General features: G+C 64.4%; 16 protein-coding genes. 13 read left to right on the top strand and 3 right to left on the bottom strand.

The window, feature by feature from the left end; all coding sequences use genetic code 11:
- Window position 1: 1 nt before the first annotated feature.
- Together BcanWU425_RS28255 and BcanWU425_RS28250 are read right to left on the bottom strand one after the other, a co-directional pair.
- Window positions 2–1,738, bottom strand: coding sequence for a bifunctional protein-serine/threonine kinase/phosphatase (locus BcanWU425_RS28255; protein WP_204513907.1), 1,737 nt, complete (start codon window positions 1,736–1,738; stop codon window positions 2–4).
- A 55-nt stretch (window positions 1,739–1,793) separates the two neighbouring features.
- Window positions 1,794–2,633 carry a formate/nitrite transporter family protein gene (locus BcanWU425_RS28250; protein ID WP_018457093.1) on the bottom strand — a complete coding sequence of 280 codons (840 nt, stop codon included), beginning with the start codon at window positions 2,631–2,633 and terminating at the stop codon, window positions 1,794–1,796.
- Between the two features lie 674 nt (window positions 2,634–3,307).
- Between BcanWU425_RS28250 and BcanWU425_RS28245 the strand changes: the two genes are divergently transcribed.
- From BcanWU425_RS28245 to BcanWU425_RS28195, 11 genes are all read left to right on the top strand, one after another.
- Entirely contained in the window at window positions 3,308–4,627 is a 1,320-nt protein-coding gene (locus tag BcanWU425_RS28245) for a CmpA/NrtA family ABC transporter substrate-binding protein (RefSeq protein ID WP_085362268.1), read from the top strand.
- Between the two features lie 60 nt (window positions 4,628–4,687).
- Window positions 4,688–5,584, top strand: coding sequence for a nitrate ABC transporter permease (gene ntrB / locus BcanWU425_RS28240; protein ID WP_204510583.1), 897 nt, complete (start codon window positions 4,688–4,690; stop codon window positions 5,582–5,584).
- A gap of 12 nt (window positions 5,585–5,596) precedes the next feature.
- The gene (locus BcanWU425_RS28235; RefSeq protein ID WP_085362269.1) at window positions 5,597–6,391 is read left to right on the top strand and encodes an ABC transporter ATP-binding protein; all 795 of its coding nucleotides are present in this window, start codon (window positions 5,597–5,599) and stop codon (window positions 6,389–6,391) included.
- A gap of 338 nt (window positions 6,392–6,729) precedes the next feature.
- Complete coding sequence (locus BcanWU425_RS28230; RefSeq protein WP_204510584.1) at window positions 6,730–8,109, top strand: MFS transporter; 1,380 nt, start codon at window positions 6,730–6,732, stop codon at window positions 8,107–8,109.
- Window positions 8,110–8,228: 119 nt separating this feature from the next.
- The gene (locus BcanWU425_RS28225) at window positions 8,229–8,657 is read left to right on the top strand and encodes a globin family protein (protein ID WP_026233298.1); all 429 of its coding nucleotides are present in this window, start codon (window positions 8,229–8,231) and stop codon (window positions 8,655–8,657) included.
- A 10-nt stretch (window positions 8,658–8,667) separates the two neighbouring features.
- Window positions 8,668–9,885: an NAD(P)/FAD-dependent oxidoreductase gene (locus BcanWU425_RS28220; protein ID WP_085385885.1), complete on the top strand. Its 1,218-nt coding sequence runs from the start codon at window positions 8,668–8,670 to the stop codon at window positions 9,883–9,885.
- A 15-nt stretch (window positions 9,886–9,900) separates the two neighbouring features.
- Window positions 9,901–12,606, top strand: a complete 2,706-nt coding sequence (locus tag BcanWU425_RS28215; protein ID WP_231188738.1) for a nitrate reductase — start codon at window positions 9,901–9,903, stop codon at window positions 12,604–12,606.
- A gap of 232 nt (window positions 12,607–12,838) precedes the next feature.
- A complete protein-coding gene (locus BcanWU425_RS28210) occupies window positions 12,839–13,741 on the top strand; it encodes an SMP-30/gluconolactonase/LRE family protein (RefSeq protein ID WP_085352126.1) in 903 nt (300 codons plus the stop codon).
- A gap of 45 nt (window positions 13,742–13,786) precedes the next feature.
- Window positions 13,787–14,626: an aldo/keto reductase gene (locus BcanWU425_RS28205; protein WP_085352127.1), complete on the top strand. Its 840-nt coding sequence runs from the start codon at window positions 13,787–13,789 to the stop codon at window positions 14,624–14,626.
- Between the two features lie 185 nt (window positions 14,627–14,811).
- Window positions 14,812–15,753 carry a DMT family transporter gene (locus BcanWU425_RS28200; protein ID WP_018457082.1) on the top strand — a complete coding sequence of 314 codons (942 nt, stop codon included), beginning with the start codon at window positions 14,812–14,814 and terminating at the stop codon, window positions 15,751–15,753.
- A 59-nt stretch (window positions 15,754–15,812) separates the two neighbouring features.
- On the top strand, window positions 15,813–16,892 hold the full coding sequence (locus BcanWU425_RS28195; protein WP_085352129.1) for a zinc-binding dehydrogenase: 1,080 nt from the start codon (window positions 15,813–15,815) through the stop codon (window positions 16,890–16,892).
- Between the two features lie 4 nt (window positions 16,893–16,896).
- Here the strand turns inward: BcanWU425_RS28195 and BcanWU425_RS28190 are convergent, their stop codons facing one another.
- On the bottom strand, window positions 16,897–17,358 hold the full coding sequence (locus BcanWU425_RS28190) for an Lrp/AsnC family transcriptional regulator (protein ID WP_014497003.1): 462 nt from the start codon (window positions 17,356–17,358) through the stop codon (window positions 16,897–16,899).
- A gap of 133 nt (window positions 17,359–17,491) precedes the next feature.
- Here BcanWU425_RS28190 and BcanWU425_RS28185 point away from each other — a divergent pair, with 133 nt between their 5' ends.
- Together BcanWU425_RS28185 and BcanWU425_RS28180 are read left to right on the top strand one after the other, a co-directional pair.
- The gene (locus BcanWU425_RS28185; protein ID WP_204510586.1) at window positions 17,492–19,855 is read left to right on the top strand and encodes a transketolase; all 2,364 of its coding nucleotides are present in this window, start codon (window positions 17,492–17,494) and stop codon (window positions 19,853–19,855) included.
- A 206-nt stretch (window positions 19,856–20,061) separates the two neighbouring features.
- On the top strand, window positions 20,062–21,492 hold the full coding sequence (locus BcanWU425_RS28180) for an aldehyde dehydrogenase family protein (protein WP_085352131.1): 1,431 nt from the start codon (window positions 20,062–20,064) through the stop codon (window positions 21,490–21,492).
- Window positions 21,493–21,513: the final 21 nt, after the last annotated feature.

Raw genomic sequence — 21,513 nt, 5'->3', positions numbered from 1 at the left:
ATCAGCGCGCGTGCAACATCGCAAGCAGGACCACGACGACGCAGGCGAGCGCCGCCGTGGTCAATTTCCAGAACATCAGCGGGCTGCGCTCCAAGAGCGGCGTGATCCGCGTGTCGAGATAGGCCGGATTGGGTGTGCGAAGCTCGAAGACGAATTCGGACAGATCCTCGTGCCGCTTGTAGGGATCCGGATGCAGCGCACGTCTGAGCGCGCCGTCGACCCAGGCGGGCACGTTGCTGTCGTCATCGGCCGGGCGGTATTTGAGCCTCCGCACGTCCGCCTTGCGCCGGATCCTGGCGATTTGAGTGCCGTAGGGAAGCTTTCCCGTCAGCATCTGGTAACAGATCACGGCGAGCGAAAACATGTCGGAGCGCGGCGAGCCGCCTTGCCCAAGAAAATATTCCGGCGCCGTGTACTGGACCGTTCCCAGAATTTCGTCGGCCTCGTCCTGAGGGGTGGCCTCCGCGACGCCTGCCACCCTGACCGATCCGAAGTCAATGATCTTCGCGGTGCCGGTCTTGTCGATCAGGATGTTGTCGGGCCTCAAGTCCTGATGCAGCATCTCCATGCGGTGGAAGGCGCGCAGGCCCGCGGCGATCTGCTCGACCAGTCCGCGGACGGTTTCGAGATCGGGACGTGGATTGTCCGTCATCCATTGCCGCAAAGTCTGACCTTCGACGAATTCGGTCGCGACGTAGAGGTAGCTGCGCCGTTTCGACTGTGACAACGGCTTGAGCACGTGCGGGCTGTCGATCCGGCGCGCGATCCACTCCTCCATCAGGAAGCGCTTGAGGTATGCGGCATTGTCGCGCAAATCGATCGACGGGAGCTTCAGCGCGACCGGCTCCTCGGTCACCGCGTCGACGGCAAGGTAGATGTGGCTGCGGCTGCTGGCGTGGATTTCGCGGACGATCCTGTAGCCGTCGAAGACGGCCCGCGGCTCCGGCAGCGGGGGAAGCGGCAGCTGGGAGGTCTGGTTGAAGATGCCGGCCGGCTCGCGCTGCGGCACTGCATCGATGCGGAGGATCTGGACTGTGATGTTGTCGTCGCTGCCGCGCCGGTAGGCTTCCTCGACGATCGCCTTCGCCGCTCCGTCGAGCTCGGCTGCATGCTCGCTGAGCGCACTCGTGACAAAACGCGCGTCGACGAATTCATAGGCGCCGTCGGTCGCCAGCAGGAACGTGTCGCCAGTCTCGATCTCGAAACTCTGGTAGTCGATCTCGAGCTGCGGATTGATCCCGAGCGCACGGCCGAGATAGGTCTGCTCCGAGGACACGATGATCCGGTGATCGTCGGTCAGCTGTTCGAGCGCCTTGCCGGCCACGCGGTAGACGCGACAGTCGCCGACGTGGAAGATGTGCGCGGTGGTCGCCTTGATGACCATGGCGCTCAGCGTGCAGACATAACCCTTGTCACGGTCATAGGCATATTGGCTCTTGCGCGTCTGCGCGTGGAGCCAGGAATTGGTCGCGTCCAGCACGCGGCGGGCGGAGGTCTTCACCGTCCAGGATTCCGACGTGCAATAATAGTCCATCAGGAAGCTCTTGACCGCCGACTCGCTGGCGATCTGGCTCACCGTGCTGCTGGAGATGCCGTCGGCGAGGACGGCCGCAATGCCCTTCAGGCTGAGCATCGGCTCGTCCGGAACGAGGACGCCGTGAAAATCCTGGTTGATGGGCTTGCGACCCTTGTCGGAATGCTGGCCGACCGAGATCTGAAGTCCGCGGGTCATCGTCATCACCGGCAAAGGGGAGCCTCACCCTGATCGGGCGAGGCTCTCCTGTCGAGACGTATCAGGCCGCGACGCGGGGCGACGTGGCCTTGCCGGCCTGGCGCTTCGGCTTGGTCATGACGTGCGTGGCGTAGAGAGTCATGCCGGTGAAGGCGAGGCCGCCGACGAGGTTGCCGAGCACGGTCGGGATCTCGTTCCAGATCAGGTAATCCATGATCGAGAATTTTGCGTGCAGCATCAGGCCCGACGGGAACAGGAACATGTTCACGACGGAATGCTCGAACACCATGTAGAAGAACACCAGGATCGGCATCCACATCGCGATGACCTTGCCGGGGACCGAGGTCGAGATCATGGCGCCGACCACGCCGGTCGAGACCATCCAGTTGCAAAGCATGCCGCGCAGGAACAGCGTCGCCATGCCGGCCGCGCCATGCGCAGCGTAGCCCAGCGTTCGGCCTTCGCCGATATTGCCGATCGCGGTGCCGATCTTATCGGGGTCCTGCGTGAAGCCGAAGGTCGTGACGAAAGCCATCATGAAGGCCACGGTGAAGGCGCCGGCGAAGTTGCCGACGAAGACGAGGCCCCAGTTGCGCAAGACGCCACCGATGGTGACGCCGGGGCGCTTGTCGATCAGGGCGAGCGGGGAGAGCACGAACACGCCGGTCAGGAGGTCGAAGCCCAGCAGATACAGCATGACGAAGCCGACCGGGAACAGCAGCGCGCCGATCAGCGGCTGCCCCGTGTTCACGTTGATCGTGACGGCGAACCATGCCGCGAGCGCCAGGATGGCGCCGGCCATGTAGGCGCGGATGATGGTATCCCGGGTGGACATGAAGACTTTGGACTCGCCCGCATCCACCATCTTGGTGACGAATTCCGAAGGCGCGAGATACGACATCGATGGTTCCTTTTGCTTCCTAAGAAAGAGATCTCGCCCTCCTGCGAGAGCGATTGAACGTCACTGCCCGTGCGGGCTGACCTGCCGCGCACGAGGCGATGGAGAGTTGGAAGCCTTTGGCATTGCGTCACGACGACCGAGCCGAGGAGGGCCGCGAAGCAGTTGAGCTTCCGGGATGCAGCCGCCAGCGCCTGCATCAATGCGGCAAAGCCGCAGTCTTCATTGACGTAAATGGAGAAGCAAGTTGCGTGCCGTGTGCTGGGCTCATAAAAAGCAAGCAACATCAATCTGGTAGAGCTTTGGCTGCCCCGACTTTTGCGCTTGATGCGGCCTTTTGCTTGAGCTGCTGCACAACTGTTGTGCGCCGCACAATTATTGGGCAAGCCGCAAATTTCGCGAGCGGAACGGGCCTGCGACAGACTGGCGCGCTGCCTGTAGCATACTGATCTTTCGAGATTTTCTACGTTGCGGCGCTTGGCACGAAGCTTGAATAGTTCCAGGCCGACGCCATTGAAGCCGTCCCGCGAGACTTCTCATCCGAATTGCCGGCGCCACCAGACGGGGGTCCCCCCGTCGCGCGTTCGCATGCGCTGCTTCAGGCGTCGCCGGACGGACGGGCTGCTCGTGTGCACTGACGCAATCATTCTGCAACGACGCAAAGGACGATACCGCCTATGACCAAGCGCACCCGCCGGCCGTCGGACACTGGCCTCAGCCGCCGTCAATTGTTGAAGGCCGCCGGCTCGACCGCCGCACTCCTGGCCGCCGTAAAACTGAATTTCCCCGCTGGCGCCTTCGCGCAGGACGCCGGCCCCGAGGTCAAGGGTGCCAAGCTCGGCTTCATCGCGCTGAGCGATGCCGGCCCCTTGTTCGTGGCCAAGGACAAGGGCCTGTTCGCCAAATACGGCATGCCCGACACCGACGTGCAGAAGCAAGCCTCCTGGGGCACCACGCGGGACAATCTCGTGCTCGGCTCCGAAGGCAACGGCATCGACGGGGCGCATATCCTGACCCCGATGCCGTATCTGATCTCGGCCGGCAAGGTGACGCAGAACAATCAGCCAACGCCGATGTACATCCTGGCGCGGCTCAATCTCGACAGCCAGTGCATCTCCGTCGCCAACGAATATGCCGACCTGAAGCTCGGCGTCGACGCCACGCCCTTCAAGGCGGCGCTGGAGAAGAAGAGGGCCTCGGGCAAGGCCGTGAAGGCCGCGATGACCTTCCCCGGCGGCACGCATGACCTCTGGATCCGTTACTGGCTCGCCGCCGGCGGGATCGATCCCGACAAGGACATCGAGACCATCGTGGTGCCGCCGCCGCAGATGGTGGCCAACATGAAGGTCGGCACCATGGATTGCTTCTGCGTCGGCGAGCCCTGGAATCTGCAATTGATCCATCAGAACATCGGCTACACCGCCATCAACACCGGCGAACTCTGGAACAAGCATCCGGAAAAATCCTTCGGCATGCGCGCCGCCTTCGTCGATAAATATCCAAAGGCCTCGAAGGCGCTGCTGATGGCAGTGATGGAAGCGCAGCAATGGTCGGACAAGGCCGAGAACAAGGCCGAGCTTGCCGCCATCATGGGCAAGCGGCAGTGGATGAACTGCCCCGTCGAAGACGTGCTCGACCGCACCGCTGGCAAGTTCGACTACGGCATCCCGGGCAAGGTGGTCGAGAACTCCCCGCACATCATGAAGTATTGGCGCGACTTCGCCTCCTATCCGTTCCAGAGCCACGACCTCTGGTTCCTCACGGAGGACATCCGCTGGGGCAAGTACGAGGCGAATTTCGACACCAAGGCGCTGATCGCCAAGGTCAACCGCGAGGACATGTGGCGCGATGCGGCCAAGACGCTCGGCGTCGCAAGTGCGGAGATCCCGGCCTCTACGTCGCGCGGCAAGGAGACCTTCTTCGACGGCAAGGTGTTCGATCCGGAAAATCCCGCTGCCTATCTGAAGTCGCTCGCGATCAAGCGCGTCGAAGTCTGATGGAGCCAGCGGCCGCCTCCGGGCGGCCGCATCGTCTTTTGCAGCCGGAGAGATATTGCGATGAACATGCCCGCCACGAAGATCGAGGTTGAGACCGCGAAGCCCGCGAGCGCTGCCGCACCGGTCGTCGCGATGACACCGAAGCGGCCGCCGCGCTCGGAGACTTACGCGCGGATGGCGCGGGAGACCGCCGTGCGCGTCATCCCGCCGCTCGTCGTGGTCGCGTTGCTCATGCTGATATGGGAGCTGGTCTGCCGTCGCGCCGGCTCGGCGCTGCCGCCGCCGTCAAAAGTCTTCAAGAACACCAAGGAGCTGATCCTCGATCCGTTCTTCGACCATGGCGGCATCGACAAGGGTCTGTTCTGGCATCTCTCCGCCAGTCTCCAGCGCGTTGCCCTCGGCTATTCGCTCTCCGCCATCGCCGGCATCGCGCTCGGCGTCCTGGTCGGCCAGTCGGTCTGGGCCATGCGCGGGCTCGATCCGCTGTTCCAGGTCTTGCGCACGATCCCACCGCTGGCCTGGCTGCCGCTTTCGCTCGCGGCCTTCCGTGACGGCCAGCCGTCGGCGATCTTCGTCATCTTCATTACCTCGGTCTGGCCGATCATCATCAACACCGCGGTCGGCATCCGCAACATTCCGCAGGACTATCGCAACGTCGCCGCAGTGGTGCAGCTCAACCCGCTCGAGTTCTTTGCCAAGATCATGATCCCTGCCGCCGCGCCCTACATCTTCACGGGACTTCGCATCGGAATCGGCCTGTCATGGCTCGCGATCGTCGCCGCGGAAATGCTGATCGGCGGCGTCGGCATCGGCTTCTTCATCTGGGACGCCTGGAACTCCTCGCATATCAGCGAAATCATCCTGGCGCTGTTCTATGTCGGCATCATCGGCTTCGTGCTCGACCGCCTGATCGCGGGCGCCGGCAAGATCGTCACCCGCGGCACCGCGCTGAACTAAAAGGGGAAGCACATGACCGCTTATCTGAAGCTCGACCATATCGACAAGATTTTCACCCGCGGCGCAGCCTCCACGGAGGTGCTGAAGGATATCAATCTCACCATCGACAAGGGCGAATACGTCTCGATCATCGGCCATTCCGGTTGCGGCAAGTCGACCCTGCTCAACATCATCGCAGGCCTGACCAACGCCACCATGGGCGGCGTGCTGCTCGAGAACCGCGAGGTGAACTCGCCGGGACCGGATCGCGCGGTGGTGTTCCAGAACCACAGCCTGTTGCCATGGCTGACCGTGTACGAGAACGTCCGGCTCGGCGTCGACAAGGTCTTCGCCAAGACCAAGAAACGCGCCGAACGCGACGCCTGGGTCATGCACAATCTCAACCTCGTGCAGATGGCCCATGCCAAGGACAAGCGGCCCTCGGAAATCTCCGGCGGCATGAAGCAACGCGTCGGCATTGCCCGCGCGCTTGCCATGGAGCCGAAAGTATTGCTGCTCGACGAGCCTTTCGGCGCGCTCGACGCACTGACCCGCGCGCATTTGCAGGATTCGGTGATGGCGCTGCATCAGAAGCTCGGCAACACCATTCTGATGATCACCCACGACGTCGACGAGGCGGTGCTGCTGTCCGATCGCATCGTCATGATGACGAATGGGCCGAGCGCGCGCATCGGCGAGGTGCTGGAGGTGCCGCTGGCGCGGCCGCGCAAGCGGCTCGAACTCGCGACCAACGTCACTTACCTGAAGTGCCGGCAGCGCGTGCTCGAATTCCTCTATGAGCGTCATCGCTTCGTCGAAGCCGCGTAGGCGCGTCACCAACAGGTGCTCACGCAACGCCTAATTTTGAATCATCAAGCTCAATCCTTGTGCGGCGCACAGGGATTGAGCGAATCGCAAAATTTGCGTGCGAAATAGTGCTGCAAGAATTTGGGGCACGACGAACAAGCTCCTGAATTTCCTGCGTTTCCGGAATGCGCGCAGTTGGCACGGAAATTGAAACACCGACCGCGACGCCAACGACGACGTCCCTCAACATCATCAATCAGCATCGTGAACTCGCCACCGGGGCTTGGCCTCGGCGCGCGCCTCCGTGGCCGGAGGCTGAGCCTGCAACGACGCAGCGGTGAGGCAAGAAGGGATACTCAATGACGAAGAATCCAACCTGGATTTCAGACTGGCGCCCCGAAGATGAGGCGTTCTGGAATGCGACTGGCAAGACTATCGCGCGACGCAACCTGATCTGGTCGATCGTGGCCGAACATATCGGCTTCTCGGTCTGGCTGATCTGGAGCATCGTCACCACCAAGCTGCCGCAGGCGGGCTTCCACTACACCACCGACCAGCTGTTCCAGCTCGTCGCGGTGCCCGGGCTGATCGGCGCGTTGATGCGCTTTCCCTACACCTTCGCGGTGACGACCTTCGGCGGGCGCAACTGGACCATCTTCAGCGCGGCGATCTTGCTCATTCCGACGCTTTCGCTGGCCTATTTCGTCGGCCAGCCCGACACGCCGTTCTGGCTGATGCTGCTGATTGCCTCGACCGCCGGTCTCGGCGGCGGCAATTTTGCTTCCAGCATGACGAACATCTCGTTCTTCTTCCCCGACCGGATGAAGGGGTGGGCGCTCGGACTGAATGCGGCCGGCGGCAATATCGGCGTCTCCAGCGTGCAGCTCCTGACCCCGATCCTGATGACGGTCGCCGTCATCAACCTGTTCCAGGCATCGCCCGTCGACGGCGTCTTCCTCCAGAACGCCGGCCTGATGTGGGTGCTGCCGATCGCGATCGCGGTGTTCGGCGCAGTGTTCTTCATGAACAACCTGACCACGGCCAAGTCGTCGATCAAGAACCAGCTCGCCGTGGTCAGGCGCAAGCACACCTGGATCATGGCGTATCTCTATATCGGCACGTTCGGCTCCTTCATCGGCTACTCGGCTGCATTTCCGCTGTTGATCAAGACCCAGTTCCCGCAAGTCACCATTGCGATCGCGTTCCTGGGGCCGCTGGTCGGCTCGCTGTCGCGGCCGCTCGGCGGCTGGCTTGCCGACAGGATCGGCGGCTCGGTGATCACGTTCTGGAATTTCATCGTGATGGCAGGCGCGACGATCGGCGTGCTCTACTTCGTCGGGCACAAGGATTTCATCGGCTTTCTGTCGATGTTCCTGGTCCTGTTCGTGACAACGGGCATCGGCAACGGCTCGACCTACCGCATGATCCCCTCGATCTTCCGCGAGCAGAACTTGTTCAGGGTGCGCGGCAAGGGCGATGCGGAGCGCGCGGTCGCCTTGAAGACGGCGAGCATCGAGAGCGGTGCTGCGGTCGGCTTCATCGGCGCGGTCGGCGCCGTTGGCGGCTATCTGATCCCGACCGGGTTCGGCAAGTCGATCGCGCTGACCGGCGGGCCGCAGCTCGCGCTCGCGATCTATCTCGGCTTCTACGCCTCCTGCCTCGCGCTGACCTGGTGGTTCTATCTGCGTCGCAGCCCGCAGGGCGAAGGCGCGTCAAGCCTCGCCGGCGCGCGTGTCTAATACTTGGTACGAATCTCGCTTCTCCCCATACGCGGGGAGAAGCATTGCCCGACAGTTTGACAATGAACCTGGTTCGCAATGGCGCGCAGCAAGGCAAACCCAACAGGCAGGAGAACATCATGACGCCGGAACAGATCACCCTCGTGCAGCAGAGCTTTGCCAAGGTCGCGCCGATTTCCGCGCAGGCCGCGGTGCTGTTCTACGATCGCCTGTTCGAGGTGGCGCCATCCGTGCGCGCGATGTTCCCCGAGGACATGACCGAGCAGCGCAAGAAGCTGATGGGCATGCTCGCCGCCGTCGTCGGCGGTCTGTCGAATCTGGACTCGATTCTTCCGGCGGCCTCCGCGCTTGCGAAGCGTCACGTCGGCTACGGCGCCAAGGCCGAGCACTACCCCGTGGTCGGCGCGACCTTGCTGTGGACCCTGGAGAAGGGCCTTGGCGAGGCCTGGACGCCCGAACTCGCTACCGCCTGGACCGACGCCTACGGCGTGTTGTCCGGCTACATGATGTCCGAGGCCTACGGCGCACAGTCGCAGGCCGCTGAATAGGAGATGCGTTGTGAGTGAACCGCTGGTCATTGTCGGAAACGGTATGGCGGCCGCGCGTCTGGTCGACGAGCTCGCCAAGACCGCACTCGGCCGCTACGCGGTCGCCGTCATCGGCGAAGAGCCGCGGCTCGCTTACAACCGTGTTCTGCTCTCCTCCGTGCTGGCCGGCGAGACCGGCTCGCACGAGATCGAGCTCCGACCCGCCGACTGGTGGCGCCATCGCGGTGTCACGGTGCGCTACGGCTATCGGGTCACCGAGATCGACACCGGCCGACGCGAGCTCAAGATCGAAGGCGAAGAGAGCATGGAATATTCCAAGCTCGTGCTCGCCGTCGGCTCGACGCCGCTACGGCTCAACGTGCCCGGCGCCGATCTCGCCGGCGTGCACACCTTTCGCGATACCCGCGACGTCGACCTGCTGCTGACGCTCGCGGCCGCCAGGAAGCGCGTCGTCGTGGTCGGCGGTGGTCTGCTCGGACTCGAAGCGGCCTACGGCCTCGCCAAGGCCGGAGCGCCGGTGACGCTGCTGCACCTGATGGACCGGCTGATGGAGCGCCAGCTCGATGCCTCCGCCGCGGACCTGCTCAAGACACTGGTCGAGCGCAAGGGCATTCGTATCCTGCTCAATGCATCCACAGCGCGCATCCACGGCGAAGGTCATGTCCAAGCGGTCGAGCTTGCCGACGGCAGCCGCATCGAGGCCGATGCGGTGATCTTCGCCGCCGGCATCAGGCCCAACATTGCGCTCGCAAAGGACGCCGGCATCGCAGTCAACCGCGGCATCGTCGTCAACGACGAGATGCAGACGGCGTCACCCGATATCTACGCGCTTGGCGAATGCGCCGAGCATCGCGGCACCTGCTACGGCCTCGTCGAGCCTGCCTACGAGCAGGCGCGCGTGCTGGCGCGGCATCTCGCGGGCCGTCCCGCGGCCTATCAGGGCAGCGTGGTCTCGACCAATCTGAAGGTGTCGGGCGTCAGCGTATTCTCCGCGGGCGACTTCATGGGCGGGGAGGGCAGCGAGAGCCTCGTGCTGTCAGACCGCAGGCGCGGCACCTACAAGAAGCTCGTCATCTCCGACGGCCGGCTCACCGGCGCGGTGCTGATCGGCGATACCGTCGATGCGCTCTGGTATCTCGAGCTGATCCGCAATCGTGACAAGGTGGCGGCGATCCGCACCGACATGATGTTCGGCCGCGCGCTCGCGCGTCCCTCCAAAGCGGCTTGATTGAGGCGGCTCGATATGACGGCGATCGATCCCACGCTCCGCGCTACCAAAACGACCTGTCCGTATTGCGGCGTCGGCTGCGGCGTGCTGGCGACGCCAGACGGCAAGGGCGGCGCGGCGATCGCGGGCGATCCCGATCATCCTGCCAATTTCGGCCGGCTGTGCTCCAAGGGCTCGGCGCTCGGCCAGACGGTCGGGCTCGAAAGCCGGCTGCTCTATCCGATGATCCGCTGCAAGGGCGTGCTCGAACGCGTCGCCTGGAGCGATGCGCTCGATCACGTCGCCCACCGCATGCAGCACATCGTCGCGCGCGACGGCGCCGACGCGGTCGCATTCTATCTCTCGGGCCAGCTGCTGACCGAGGACTATTACGTCGCCAACAAGCTGATGAAGGGCTTTGTCGGCACTGCGAACGTCGACACCAATTCGCGGCTCTGCATGTCGTCATCGGTCGCCGGTCACCGCCGCGCCTTCGGCGCCGACACCGTGCCCGGCTGCTACGAGGATCTCGACCAGGCCGATCTTCTGGTGTTCGTCGGCTCGAATGCCGCCTGGTGCCATCCCGTGCTGTTCCAGCGCATGCTGAAGAACCGGCAGGAGCGCGGCGCGCGCATGATCGTGATCGATCCGCGCCGCACCGACACCGCGACCGACGTCGATCTGTTCCTCGGCCTCAAGCCCGGCACCGACACGGCGTTGTTCTCCGGCCTGTTCGTTCACCTCGCCGACAATGGTGCCCTGGATCAGGACTACATCGGGCAAAACACGTCGGGCTTTGACGACGCGCTGGCGCGCGCACGCAGCATCGCCGGCAGCATCACCGCGACCGCACTGGCGACCGGCCTCTCCGAGCAGGACGTTGCCACCTTCTTCAAGATGTTCCGTGACACGCCCCGCGTCGTCACGCTGTACTCGCAGGGTGTCAATCAGTCGGCGCAGGGCACCGACAAGGTCAACGCGATCCTGAACTGCCATCTCGCCACGGGGCGCATCGGCAAGCCCGGTGCGTCGCCGTTCTCGCTCACCGGCCAGCCCAACGCGATGGGCGGCCGCGAGGTCGGCGGCCTCGCCAACCAGCTCGCCGCACACATGAACTTCACGCCGCCGGACATCGATCGCGTGCGGCGGTTCTGGAAGGCGCCGCGTATCGCGACCCATGAAGGGTTGAAGGCGGTGCAGCTGTTCGAAGCCATCAACCGCGGCGAGGTCAAGGCGCTGTGGGTGATGGGCACCAACCCCGCGGTGTCGCTGCCCGACGCGGACTTCGTGCGCGAGGCGCTGAAGAAGCTCGAGCTGTTCGTGGTCTCCGAGAACGTGCTCTCCAACGACACGGTCGATGCCGGGCCGCACGTGCTGCTGCCCGCGCTGGCCTGGGGCGAGAAGTCGGGCACCGTGACCAATTCCGAGCGCCGGATCTCGCGCCAGCGTTCGTTCCTGCCGGCGCCCGGCGAGGCGCGGCCGGACTGGTGGATCCTGAGCGAAACCGCAAAACGCCTCGGCTTCGGCGACAGTTTTAATTACAAATCCGCAGCCGACATCTTTCGCGAGCACGCCGCGCTCTCGGCGTTCGAGAACGATGGCAGCCGCGACTTCGATATCGGCGCGCTGACCTCGCTGTCCGACGAGGGCTTCGACGCGTTGAAGCCCGTGCAGTGGCCCGCGCGCGAAGGCCAGGCGCCCGGCGAGCGCTTCTTCGCGGCCGGCGGGTTCTTCACCAATGACGGCAAGGGCCGCTTCGTCGCGCCGGAGGTGCCGGCGCTGCGCGGCGAGACCGGGCCGTCGCGGCCGCTGCGGCTCAACACCGGGCGCATCCGCGACCAGTGGCACACCATGACGCGCACGGGCCTCAGCCAGCGGCTCGGCGCGCATCTGCCCGAGCCGTTCGTCGAGATTCATCCCGATGACGCCGGCAGATACAACGTCGTTCATGACGGCTATGCCCGCATCACCACTGACTACGGCCAGTGCACCCTCAAGGTCGTCGTCAGCGACCGCCAGCAGCGCGGCACGCTGTTCGCGCCGATCCACTGGAGTGCGATGAACGCCTCGCACGGTCGCGTCGGGGCGCTGGTCGCACCGTTCACCGATCCGTTCTCGGGGCAGCCGGAGTCGAAGGCGACACCGGCGGCGATTTCGCCTTATGAATACGTCTTCCGCGGCTTTGCGTTGTCGCGCAAGCAGCTGGAGCTGCCGCCGAACCTGATGTGGACCCGCGTCACTGTTACCGGCGGCTTCGGCTACCTCTTCGCCGACAATGCGGACCTGTCGCGCTGGCCGGCCTGGCTCGGTGGCGTTGCCGGCGAGGACGTCGCCGACTATCGCGACCTCGGCGGCGGCGTTTATCGCGCGGCCTCGTTTGCCGGCGACCGCATCGAAACCTGCCTGTTCGTCGGCCCCGCGCATGATGCCGGGGACTGGGAGGTGGTGAAGAGCCTGTTCGTGGCCGACCACGTCACCGATGAGCAGCGGCGCATGCTGCTGTCCGGCAAGTCGAGCGAGGGCGCGGCTTCGACCGGTCCTGTCGTCTGTGCCTGCTTCGGCGTCGGCCGCGGCACCATCTGCGACACCATCGCCGCAGGCGCGCGCACAGCCGCCGAGATCGGCGCAAAGCTCAAGGCCGGCACCAATTGCGGCTCCTGCATCCCCGAGCTGAAGCGCCTGATCGCGACGACCGAAATTGCGCCGGCGAAGCATGCCAAGCACGCGGGCGCGGCGGGGTAGGGGCGACTTTCTCGGTCGTCGCGCATACTCCGCCGTCATCGCCCGGCTTGACCGGGCGATCCAGTACGCCGAGACGCCTGTGATCAAGCGCTAAGGCCACTGCGTACTGGATTCCCTGCTTTCGCGGGGAATGACAGCGAGGGCGGGGCGCTATGCTTCGGCCCAATCGACGCACGCCTCATTGTGCCCTATGGTGCCGCGCTCTCGCCCTCAACACGCAAAAACAACAATGATGTACCTGGAAACGCCGCCGCGCCTGATCGAGACCAGGCTCTTTTCCGCCATGCCCGACAAATTCCGCCGCAAGGGCGAGCGCACCGATTGGGCCGATGCCAACCGGCCCGGTGTGCCGACGGATTCCTTCATCGAAGGGCCGTCGTTCGACAAGGATGCCAATCTCTACATCGTCGACATTCCCTTCGGCCGCATCTTCCGCATTGCGCCTGACGGCGAGTGGTCGCTGGCGATTGAATATGAGGGCTGGCCGAACGGGCTGAAGATCGCGGCCGACGGCCGCATCCTGGTCGCCGACTACAGGCACGGCATCATGGAGTTCGACGCCAGGGCAGGGCGCATTGCGCCGGTGCTGACCTCGCGCAACTCGGAGTCTTTCCGGGGCTGCAACGATCTGCATCTCGCGTCCAACGGCGACATCTATTTCACCGACCAGGGACAGACCGGCCTGCATGACCCCAGCGGCCGCGTCTATCGCCTGACGCAAAGCGGCCGGCTCGATTGCCTGATCGACACTGGTATCAGCCCGAATGGCCTGGTGCTCGATCCAACCGAGACCGTGCTGTTCGTCGCAATGACGCGCGACAACGCGGTGTGGCGGCTGCCGTTCATGAAGGACGGCAGCGTGTCGAAGGTTGGCCGCTTCTGCTCGCTGTTCGGCACCAGTGGCCCTGATGGCATGACAATGGATGCCAAGGGCCGCCTGTTCGTCGGTCACGCCTCACTCGGCCATGTCTTCGTGTTCGCGCCCAACGGCGAATTGATTGCGCGGGTGAAATCGTGTGCAGGGCCGAACTGCACCAATGTCGCGATTGGTGGCGCGAAGAAGGATCGGCTCTACATCACGGAGTCCGCAACCGGTAGCGTATTGGTCGCTGACATCGGCGGATTGAACTCTTGAGCGCGACGGCGGTTGCCTCAGCGAACGAGTGGTATCGGAGCAAATATGAACACGAAACCCTTCGGCAAAACGGGTGCCAGCGTCTCCGTCATCGGGCAGGGCACCTGGTATCTCGACCATGGCGATCGCAAGCGCGCGATCGCGGCGCTTCAGCGCGGGCTCGATCTAGGCATGACCCACATCGATACCGCCGAGATGTATGGCGATGCCGAACTCGTCATTGCGGATGCGATCGCGGGCCGACGCGACGAGGTTTTCTTGGTGTCAAAGGTGCTGCCGAGCAACGCCTCGCGCCGCGGAACCATCACTGCCTGTGAGCGCTCGCTGAAGCGGCTGAAAACCGATCGGCTCGACTGCTATCTGCTGCATTGGCGCGGCTCGTATCCGCTGGAGGACACCGTCGCCGCATTCGAGGAACTGGTGAAGGCCGGCAAGATCAAATCCTGGGGCGTCTCCAATTTCGATGCCGATGATCTCGACGAGATCCTCGACGCCGCCGGCGAACACCGCATCGCCTGCAATCAGGTGCTCTATCATCTGAAGGAACGCGCGATCGAGCACGCGGTGATCCCGTGGTGCGAACGGCATGGTGTCGCTGTGGTCGCCTATTCGCCATTCGGCCACGATGATTTCCCTGCGAGCAACAGCAAGGGCGGCGCGGTGCTGGCGCGCATCGCGGAGGCGCGTCGCGCGACGCCGCGCCAGGTCGCACTGAGCTTCCTCACCCGTGCAACTACGGTGTTCGCGATCCCGAAGGCGTCGTCCGCGGAACATGCCGGCGACAATGCTGCGGCCGGCGATCTGGTGCTGACGAAATACGAGATCGCGGCGCTCGATGCGGCGTTTCCGCGCGGTCCGAAGCCGCGCGGCCTGCCCATGCTGTAGTGCACAAACGCCCGTTATTAATGGAGTCTTGACGTGCGCGGACGTGAGCGCATATCGGCATCCTGTTTTCGGAAGTTGTGAAAGCGGCGCAATTATCGTTTTTTACGATCATTCCCGATTCGCATTCCTAGGTTCCAGCCGTGACCCCGCCGCCCGCCGCAGCCGCAAGGCTCGACAGTATTCCCATGCCCATGCCGGAAAAGAAGCCGCAGGCGCGACGGGCGCCGGCGCGCGTCGATCACCCGTTCAAAGGCATCGCGCTGGTGCTGCTGTCGACGATCTTTCTCGGCTGCTCCGATGTTACCGCGAAATATCTGTCGTCGAGCCTGCCGTCGATCGAGATCACCTGGATCCGCTTCGTGACGTTTGCGCTGATGTTCACGCCGGTGATGCTGCCGGGCTCGCCGCTCCATGCGATGCGCACCGAGCGCCTCGGCCTGCAGTTGATGCGCGGCGCGGCATTGCTCGGCTCTTCGCTGTTCTTCATCACCGGCCTGAGCTTCCTGCCGATCGCAGAAGCGTCCGCGACCGGCTTCGTCTCGCCGCTGTTCGTCACCGCGCTCTCGATCGTCTTCCTGAGCGAGAAGGTCGGCATGCGCCGTTGGATCGCGACCGCGATCGGCCTGACCGGCGTGCTGATCATCCTGCGCCCGGGCTCCAGCGCGTTTCACGCCGCCGCCTTCTTCCCGATCGTCTCGGCGTTCTGCTGGGCCGCGGCGCTGATCCTGACGCGCATGATGAGCGGGCGTGAAGCCGTCCTCACCACGATGGCCTATTCGGCGCTGACGGGCGTTGCGATCCTCTCCCTGATGGTACCGTTCGTCTGGGTCACGCCGACCTGGACGGCGATCGGGCTTGGCATCGTGATCGGCGTCGCCTCCACCGTCGGCCAGTGGATCATCGTGCTGGCCTATCGCTACGGCGATGCCTCGGTACTGGCGCCGTTCTCCTACACGCAGTTGCTGTGGGTGAGCATCCTCGGCTTCTTCCTGTTCGGCGAAGTGCCTGATGTCTGGACCGTCACCGGTGCGGCCTTCATCGTCGCCAGCGGCCTCTACATCGCCCATCGCGAGCGCATCCGCCGCGCCCAGCTCCTGATCCTGGAAGAGCGTTCCCCGAACCCCTGACGCAAGATCGCGCGTCCGCTTCGTGCTATCGACGGCTCCAACAAGACGGGAGGAGCCGGATGCGCGCTGCGATTTTCAGGAACGGTGAGATTGTCGTCGACCGGATGGCCGAGCCAAAGCCCGGCCCCGGCCAGGTGCTTGTCAAGACGCTCGCCTGCGGCATCTGCGGCTCCGATCTGCACGCGCGCCAGCACGCCCACCGCATGGTGGAGATGGCGCGAAAGACCGGCCGCAAGCCGATGGATCTCGCCCGCGACGTCGTGTTCGGCCACGAGTTCTGCTGCGAGATCGTCGACTTCGGCCCGGGGACCGTGCGCAAGCTCAAGTCGGGCACGCGCGTCTGCTCGCTGCCAGCCCTCGTAACGCCGCAGGGCATCGAAGGTATCGGTTACTCCAACGACAATATTGGCGGCTATGCCGAGGCGATGCTGCTGAGCGAAGCGCTGCTGCTCGAGGTGCCCAACGGTCTCGCGCCGGAGCATGCCGCGCTCACCGAACCGCTCGCGGTCGGCGTTCACGCCGTCGCCAAGGCCAACATCCGAGGCGGCGAAGTGCCGCTCGTGATCGGCTGCGGTCCGGTTGGGCTCGCGGTGATTGCGGCGCTAAAGCTCAAGGGCCTGCATCCGATCGTCGCGGCCGACTATTCGCCGGCGCGGCGCGCGCTTGCGGCAAAACTCGGCGCCGATGTCGTCGTGGATCCACGAGTGTCGCAGCCCTATGCCACCTGGGCCGAGCATGCGCAGATGTCCGATGCCGAAAAGGCGGCCCGGCCGCCGTTCCAGGCGATGCTGCCCGCGCTGAAGCCCGCGATCATCTTCGAATGCGTCGGCGTGCCCGGTCTGTTGCAGCAGGTCTTCGAAGGCGCGCCGCGCGATGCGAGGATCGTCGTGGTCGGTGTGTGCATGGAGACCGACAGGAGCGAGCCCATGCTCGGCATCATGAAAGAGCTCAACGTCCAGTATGTGCTCGGCTACACGCCGGACGAATTCGCGGCGTCACTGCGCCTGATCGCGGAGGGGCAGGTGGATGCGGCGGCAATGGTGACGGCGGAAGTCGGCATCGACGGTGTCGCAAAGGCTTTCGCAGATCTCGCCAACCCTGAGGCTCACACCAAGATCATCGTGCAGCCGTGGCGGTGATGCCTTACACCGGCAGCGCGATCGAATATTTCACCTGGCTGAGCGCAAAGCTGGACTCGATCGAGGCGATGCCGTCGAGCCGGGTCAGCTTGGTCTTCAGGAAAGTCTCGTAGGAGGCGAGGTCGGCGGCGACCACGCGCAAGAGATAGTCGCGATTGCCGGTCATCAGATAGCATTCCAGCACCTCGTCCCATTTCGAGATCGCGCGCGCGAAGCGGTTGAGGTCCTCCTCCTTCTGCCGGGCCAGCTTGATCGAGATGAAGACGCTGACATGCAGCCCCAGCGCCTTCTGGTCCACGGTCGCGATGTAGCGCGAGATGACGCCGCGTTCCTCGAGCAGCTTGACCCGGCGATGGCATGGCGACACCGACAGCCCGACCTTGTCGGCCAGTTCCTGCATGGTCAGGCGGCTGTCGTTCTGGAGCAGAGCGAGGATTTTTCGGTCAATGGCGTCGAGGTCGGGCATTGGGATGAACCTGTCGTTTTTGTCGGCTGATTGGTAAGCTATCCCAATATTGGCTGGTATTGCGCGAAAAATTGAGAAGTTTGGCGCTTCCTGCAGGGGTATCATCGGGCACCTGTTTTCCGGGAGCATTGCCATGCCCGTTGATACCGCCCGCCTCGACACCTTGACCGCGCTGGCCCGCAAGACGCTGTGGCTGTCGTCATGGACCATCCATCACGCCAACCACATCCGCCCGAATGCGGACGGCCTGAAAGTCGGGGGACATCAGGCCTCGTCGGCCTCGCTCGCCACCATCATGTCGGCGCTGTATTTCCACGTGCTGAAGCCCGAAGATCGCGTCGCGGTGAAGCCGCATGCGAGCCCGGTGTTCCACGCCATCCAGTATCTGTTCGGCCGGCAGAGCCGCGAGAAGCTGGAGAATTTTCGTGGCTTCAAGGGCGCGCAGTCCTATCCCTCGCGCACCAAGGACGTCGACGACGTCGATTTCTCCACCGGCTCGGTCGGCCTTGGCGTGGCGCAGACGCTGTTCGCCTCGCTGGTGCAGGACTACGTCAAGGCGCATGGCTGGATGAAGGATCGCCGCGAGGGGCGGATGATTGCGCTGGTCGGCGATGCCGAGATGGACGAGGGCAACATCTTCGAGGCGCTGGCGGAAGGCTGGAAGCACGGCCTGCGCAACACCTGGTGGGTGGTCGACTACAACAGGCAGTCGCTCGATGCCGTCGTCCGCGAAGGTCTCTGGGAAAAGTTCGAGACCGTATTCCGCAATTTCGGTTGGGACGTGGTGATCGTGAAATACGGCCGCCTGATGCGCGAGGCCTTTGCCGAGCCCGGCGGCGAGGCGCTGAAGCGCTGGATCGACAATTGCCCGAACGCACTCTACGCCGCACTGTGTTTTCAGGGCGGCGCGGCGTTCCGCAAACATTTGCACGACGAGATCGGCGATCAGGGCCCCATCACCAAGCTGATCGACAGGCGCAGCGACGACGAGCTGCTGGCGCTGATGTCGAACCTCGGCGGCCATGACATGGCGAGCATGCTGGACGCCTTCGAATCCATCGACCACGATCGCCCGGTCTGCTTCATCGCCTACACCATCAAGGGCGTCGGCCTGCCGTTCCAGGGCCACAAGGACAATCATGCCGGCCTGATGACGGTCGCGCAGATGGAGAAATATCGCGACAGCCAGAACATCCGGCCCGGACACGAATGGGACAGATACGAGGGTCTCGCGCAAAGTGCCGCCGAGCTCGACGCCTTCCTCGCGGGCGTGCCGTTCAACCAGGACGGCCGCCGGCTCACCGCGCCTGTTATCGAGGTGCCGTCGCAGCTTGCCTTCAAGCCGGCGCCGCAGATGTCGACCCAGCAGGGTTTTGGGCTGGTGCTGAACGAGATCGCGCGCGGCGACAGCGAGCTCGCCAAGCGCATCGTGACGACATCGCCTGACGTCACCGTCTCGACCAATCTCGGTCCGTGGGTGAACCGGCGCGGCCTGTTTGCGCGCGGCGAGAAGGCGGACTTATTCCGTAGCGAGAAAATTCCATCCACCTTCAACTGGGACTTCTCGCCCAAGGGCCAGCATCTCGAACTCGGCATCGCCGAGATGAACCTGTTCATCATGCTCTCGGCGCTCGGCCTGTCGCACCAGATCAACGGCGAGCGGCTGCTGCCGGTCGGCACGCTCTACGATCCCTTCATCGAGCGCGGTCTCGATGCGCTGAACTATGCCTGTTACCAGGATGCGCGCTTCATGGTGGCGGCGACCCCCTCAGGTATCACGCTCGCGCCCGAAGGCGGCGCGCATCAGTCGATCGCAACCCCTTTGATCGGCATGGCGCAGGATGGCCTTGCCTCGTTCGAGCCGGCCTTTGTCGACGAGCTCGCCGTGATCATGGGGTGGGGCTTCAATCACATGCAGCGCGATCCGGGTGAGGGCGGCTCGGTCTATCTGCGGCTCTCGACGCGCTCGATCGAGCAGGCGCAGCGGATCATGACGCCCGAGCTCGCACAGGGCATCACCGACGGCGCGTATTGGTTGCGCAAGCCGGGCCCCAATGCCGAAGCCGTCATCGCCTATACCGGCGCCGTTGCGCCAGAAGCGATCGAAGCGACCGGCTTCATCGGCGAGAGCCGGCGCGACATCGGCCTGCTCGCGATCACGTCCGCAGATCGTCTGCATGCGGGATGGACCGCCGCACGGAAATTGCGCCGTGATCGGCGCGGCGTGCAGCATCTCAGCCACATCGAAAAACTGCTCGCACCGCTGCCGCGCGACTGCGGCATCGTGACCGTGATCGACGGCCATCCGGCGGCGCTCGGCTGGCTCGGCAGCATCCGCGGCCATCGCGTCGAGGCGCTCGGCGTCGAGCAGTTCGGCCAGACCGGCACCATCGCAGACCTCTACCGCCACCACGGCATTGACGCCAACGCCATCATCGATGCGGCCGAAAGCCTCACCACCGGCGCGCCGGTGTTGCATCGGAAGATGGCGGTGTAGTTCTCCGTCGTGGTCCTGGCCCCCGTGCGCAATTGCGCACTGGGCCAGGACGACGGCAATCGAGACCTTGCCACCCCTCCGCCATCGGCTCATATAACCTCGGTCCGCCGCAATGCTGGCCCCGCATATGGCGGGTTCAATTGCCGGCGCTTTCGTGCAAGGATGCCTGCCGAAACGCCCCCCAAGCCCCCAAGAAGAGGTTCACTATGGTCAATCGCATGCAGTTCTACATCGACGGCGCCTGGGTCGATCCCGCCGTCAAGAAGTCCACCGCCGTGGTCAATCCGGCGACGGAAGAGGCGATGTACGAGGTTGCGCTGGGCTCCAAGGCCGACGTTGACAAAGCCGTCGCCGCCGCCAAGCGCGCGTTCGTGACGTTCTCCCAGACCAGCCGTGACGAGCGCGTCGCGCTGCTCACCAAGGTCATCGAGATCTACAAGGGCCGTCTTAAGGAGATCGGCGCCGCCGTCTCCGACGAAATGGGTGCGCCGCTGCCGATGGCGGAGAAGCTGCAGGCCGGCGCCGGTCTTGGCCACCTCATGACCACGCTCGACGTGCTCAAGAACTATCATTTCGAGGAACCGGTCGGCACCGCCATGGTGCTGCGCGAGCCGGTCGGCGTGGTCGGCATGATCACGCCCTGGAACTGGCCGCTCAACCAGATCGCCTGCAAGGTCGCGCCCGCGCTCGCCGCCGGCTGCACCATGATCCTGAAGCCGTCGGAGTTCACCCCGACCTCGGCGCTGATCTTCGCGGAAATCCTTCACGAAGCCGGCGTGCCGAAGGGCGTGTTTAACCTCGTCAACGGTCTCGGCCCCGAGGTTGGCGCCGCCATGAGCGAGCACCCCGACATCGACATGATCTCGTTCACCGGCTCGACCCGCGCCGGCATTGACGTGGCCAAGCGTGCGGCACCGACCGTGAAGCGCGTCAGCCAGGAGCTTGGCGGCAAGTCACCGAACGTCATCCTCGAAGGCGCCGACCTCACGAAGGCGGTGACCGGCGGCGTGATGCACATGTTCAACAACTCCGGCCAGTCCTGCAACGCGCCCTCGCGCATGATCGTGCCGGCCTCGAAGATGAAGGAAGTCGCCGCGATCGCGAAGGCTGTCGCCGACAAGACCAAGGCGGGCGATCCGCGCGCCGAAGGCACCACCATCGGTCCCGTGGTCAACCGCGGCCAGTGGGACAAGATCCAGGGTCTGATCAAGAAGGGCATCGACGAAGGCGCAACGCTCGTCGCCGGCGGTCCGGGCCTGCCCGAAGGCGTCAACAAGGGCTTCTATGTCCGTCCCACCATCTTTGCCGACGTCACCCCTGACATGACCATCGCCCGCGAAGAAATCTTCGGACCGGTGCTGACGATCATCGGCGCCAAGGACGAAGCCGAAGCCGTGCACATCGCCAACGACACGCCCTATGGGCTTGCCGGCTACGTTACGGGCGCTTCCGTCGAGGACGCCAAGCGCGTCGGGCGGCAGATCCGCGCCGGCAACGTCAATCTGCAGGGCGTGCCCAACGATCGCAGCGCACCGTTCGGCGGCTACAAGCAATCCGGCAACGGCCGCGAGTGGGGCAAGTACGGCCTCGAGGACTTCCTCGAAGTGAAGGCCGTCGCTGGCTTCAACGCGGCGTAGGCGTTACTGCCTGGGTGAACA

Source organism: Bradyrhizobium sp. WU425 (genome assembly GCF_021052305.1).
Taxonomy (GTDB): Bacteria; Pseudomonadota; Alphaproteobacteria; order Rhizobiales; family Xanthobacteraceae; genus Bradyrhizobium; species Bradyrhizobium canariense_D.
Note: the sequence above shows the minus strand (reverse complement) of the source record. Positions and strands in the feature narration are given on the sequence as shown.